Origin of the sequence: Micromonospora sp. M51, from assembly GCF_018070305.1 — a bacterium.
Lineage (GTDB): Bacteria > Actinomycetota > Actinomycetes > Mycobacteriales > Micromonosporaceae > Micromonospora > Micromonospora parva.
In genome coordinates this window covers 1-2,820 of the sequence record NZ_JAGPXZ010000763.1, presented here as the reverse complement: position 1 = coordinate 2,820, position 2,820 = coordinate 1, and the positions used below count along the sequence as shown (strand labels likewise).

Genomic DNA, 2,820 nt, shown 5'->3' with positions numbered 1-2,820 from the left:
CGTCCAGGCACTCGACGAGCGGCCCGCCCAGGGCCGGGTCGGTGGCCACCGGGCCCTGGAACACGCCACGGACCATCCAGCGCGGCCCGTCGATTCCGACGAACCGCAGGTTCGTGGTGCCGTCCGGGGTACGCACCTGGGCGTGCAGCTCCGGGCCGTACTCGCCGGCGACCTCCTGCGCGCTCGCGCCGTCGCGGAGCAGCGACTGCCGGATCTCCTCGCGCACCTCGTCCCAGATCCCCTCGGACCGGGGGGCGGCGAAGACGCCCAGCTGGAGCGCGTTGTCGCCGTGCACCAGCACCACCTGCTGGATCACACCCTGCGGGTCGGCCTGCACCCGCACCTCGACGTCGGCGATCGCCGGGATGTGCAGGCTGCCGAGGTCGAGGCGCTGCACGTCGTCGTAGCTCTCGGAGATGTCGTACGGGCCGCGCTCCAGCGTCGGCGCCGCATCGCCCTGGTCCGGGACCTGGGTAACCCGCTCGTCACGGGTCTGCCGCTCGGCGTCGGCCCGCTTTCGGGAGAAGATCACTGCGCCTGCCCTCCGCTGTTCACACTCACCCTGCCACCTCTTCCGTCTGCCCGCGGCCCGGCTCGCTCGGCCGCCGCTCGATCCGGTCCTGACCCGTCGGCGACGGCACCAGCCCGGCGTGCCCACCGGTGGACCCGTGCCCACCGGTCCCACGCCGGGACGCGGGCAGCTCGACCACCGGCTCGAACCGCGCCCGTGCGACCTGCTGGACCACGAGCTGCGCGATCCGGTCGCCGCGGGAGATCTTCGCCGGCACATCCCGATCATGATTGATCAGGTTGACCAGGATCTCACCCCGGTAGCCGGCGTCGACCGTACCGGGCGCGTTGAGCACCGTCACGCCGAGCCTGGCCGCCAGACCGGAGCGCGGATGGACCAGGCCCACGTACCCCTCGGGCAGCGCGATGGCCACCCCGGTGGGCACCAGGGCACGACCACCGGGCGGCAGCTCCACGTCCGCGGCCGCCACCAGGTCGGCCCCGGCGTCGCCGGGATGGGCGTACGTGGGCAGCGGCAGCTCGCTGTCGAGCAGCTGCACGGGCACGGGTACGACGTCGGTCACGGGTCCCCTCTTCCGTCCGGTTCGCGGGGTGACCCTGCCATCCTGCCGGTTCGTCGCGCCGCCGTGCGCCGTACCCTCGCAGGAGTGAGCATGTCGTCCTCCCCGTCCGCCGATCAGCCGCCCGTCGCCGCCCGTGCGGCGTACGCCGAGCGGCTGGATCTGCCCTGGTGGCTGTGGCTGGCCGGGCTGGTGGCCGCCGCGTTGCTGGCCGTCGAGATCTGGATGGGCGCCTCCGGCGTCCGCGCCTGGCTGCCGTTCGTCGTGCTGGTGCCGCTCACCGCGGCCGGGCTGTGGTGGCTGGGCCGGATCCGGGTCGGGGTGGCCGATGGCGAGCTGCGGGTGGACGACGCCCGCCTGCCGGTACGTTTCGTGGCCGACGTGGTGCCGCTGGACGTGGCCGGCCGACGTGAGGTGCTCGGCGTCGGCGCGGACCCGCTCGCCTTCGTGGTACAGCGACCATGGATCGGTGGCGCCGTGCAGGTGATCCTCAACGATCCGGCGGACCCGACCCCGTTCTGGGTGGTCAGCACCCGCCACCCGGTCGAGCTGGCCGAGGCGGTGCTGGCCGCGCGGGACGCGCTGGCGCTCCCCGGTCCGACGGCGCGCGAGCCGGGCTGATCCGACGGCCGGAAGGCCCGTTCAGCCGGACGGCCAAGGCCCGCTCAGCTGCCGGCCTGGACGGCCAAGGCCCGCTCAGGTGCCGGTCGGCGGACCCGGCAGGGCAGCCGGCGGCGCGGGCCGGGCGATGCCCCGCCGTCGCAGGTCCAGCTGGAGCTGCTCGGCCATCTGCTGGGTGGCCCGCCGGTTGAGGAAGCTGGCCACCGCCGCACCGGTCAGGAACGGTCCGAGCGTGGTGAGGTTGCGACCGAACCGCCGCAGCAGCATCTCCCGCAGCTCCTTGCGGGCCGCGGTGCCGAGCACCGCGCCCACTCCCACGCCGGGCACCATCGGGTTGACGCCGCGCTGGGTGGCCCAGGAGTGCACCAGGGCGACCGCCCGTTGGGTGCCGGCGTCCGGCAGCGCCACACCGTGCAGCTCGTGCAGCTCGCCGACCAGTTTCAGCTCCACCGCCACCACGGCGACGGTCTCGGCGGCGAGCAGCACCGGGGCGGAGAGCAGGGTCGGTGCGACCGTCCACTCGACGGCGGCGACGCCCCCTCCGGCCGCGCCGATCGCGGCAGTGGTCCGGGACGCGTTGCGGACGAGCCGGTCGGCGATGGCACCGTCGTCCAGACCGGGAAAATGCCGACGCAGGGTGTCCAGGTCCCGTACCGGGACGTGCGGGGCGATCTCGGCGACTGTGTCGACCATCCACCGCACTGCGGCACGCGGCTTGAACAGGTCGGAGATGCCTCGTGCGCGGGCCTGCCCGACCATCCGGGTCAGCAGTTGGCGGCGACGGGCCGGCTCGATGTCGTCAGCTGTCAACGCCGCGACGGTGGCACCAAGGTCGCTCGCGCCGCCGTCAGTACCGAGGCCGCTCGCACCGCCGTCGGCGCCAGGATCACCCGCGCCACCAGGGGCCCTGACGTCACTCGCACCACCGGTGGCGCCGAGGCCGTCCGTGCCGCCATCGGTGGTGCCGCCTCGATCGCTCATCGGACCTCCCGGTGCTGTGGCTACCCGCTACGAGTCAAGCAGGTACCCACCGCTGACGCATGCCTACACCGGCAGCGGCGGCCCCGTTCCGGAGGCCGCCGCCGTGTCGTGGTTGTCAGACGCACTC

Annotated in this window: 4 protein-coding genes; 1 reads left to right on the top strand and 3 read right to left on the bottom strand. The window is 74.1% G+C overall.

Annotated features, from left to right (window positions below):
• Positions 1–532, bottom strand: a 532-nt coding sequence (locus tag KBX53_RS28360; protein ID WP_210862628.1) for a DUF3710 domain-containing protein, incomplete at its 3' end; no start/stop codon positions are given.
• Between the two features lie 25 nt (positions 533–557).
• The gene (dut, locus tag KBX53_RS28355; RefSeq protein WP_210862625.1) at positions 558–1,094 is read right to left on the bottom strand and encodes a dUTP diphosphatase; all 537 of its coding nucleotides are present in this window, start codon (positions 1,092–1,094) and stop codon (positions 558–560) included.
• Positions 1,095–1,184: 90 nt separating this feature from the next.
• Between dut and KBX53_RS28350 the strand changes: the two genes are divergently transcribed.
• Positions 1,185–1,712 (top strand): DUF3093 domain-containing protein, encoded by a 528-nt coding sequence (locus tag KBX53_RS28350; protein WP_210862623.1) that lies wholly within the window; start codon positions 1,185–1,187, stop codon positions 1,710–1,712.
• Between the two features lie 75 nt (positions 1,713–1,787).
• Here the strand turns inward: KBX53_RS28350 and KBX53_RS28345 are convergent, their stop codons facing one another.
• A complete protein-coding gene (locus KBX53_RS28345) occupies positions 1,788–2,693 on the bottom strand; it encodes a hypothetical protein (RefSeq protein ID WP_247676355.1) in 906 nt (301 codons plus the stop codon).
• Positions 2,694–2,820: the final 127 nt, after the last annotated feature.

Coding starts and splice junctions, on each gene's coding strand:
- KBX53_RS28350 (WP_210862623.1), top strand. CDS start 1,185: ATGTCGTCCTCCCCGTCCGCCGATCAGCCGCCCGTCGCCGCCCGTGCG.
- KBX53_RS28345 (WP_247676355.1), bottom strand. CDS start 2,693: ATGAGCGATCGAGGCGGCACCACCGATGGCGGCACGGACGGCCTCGGC.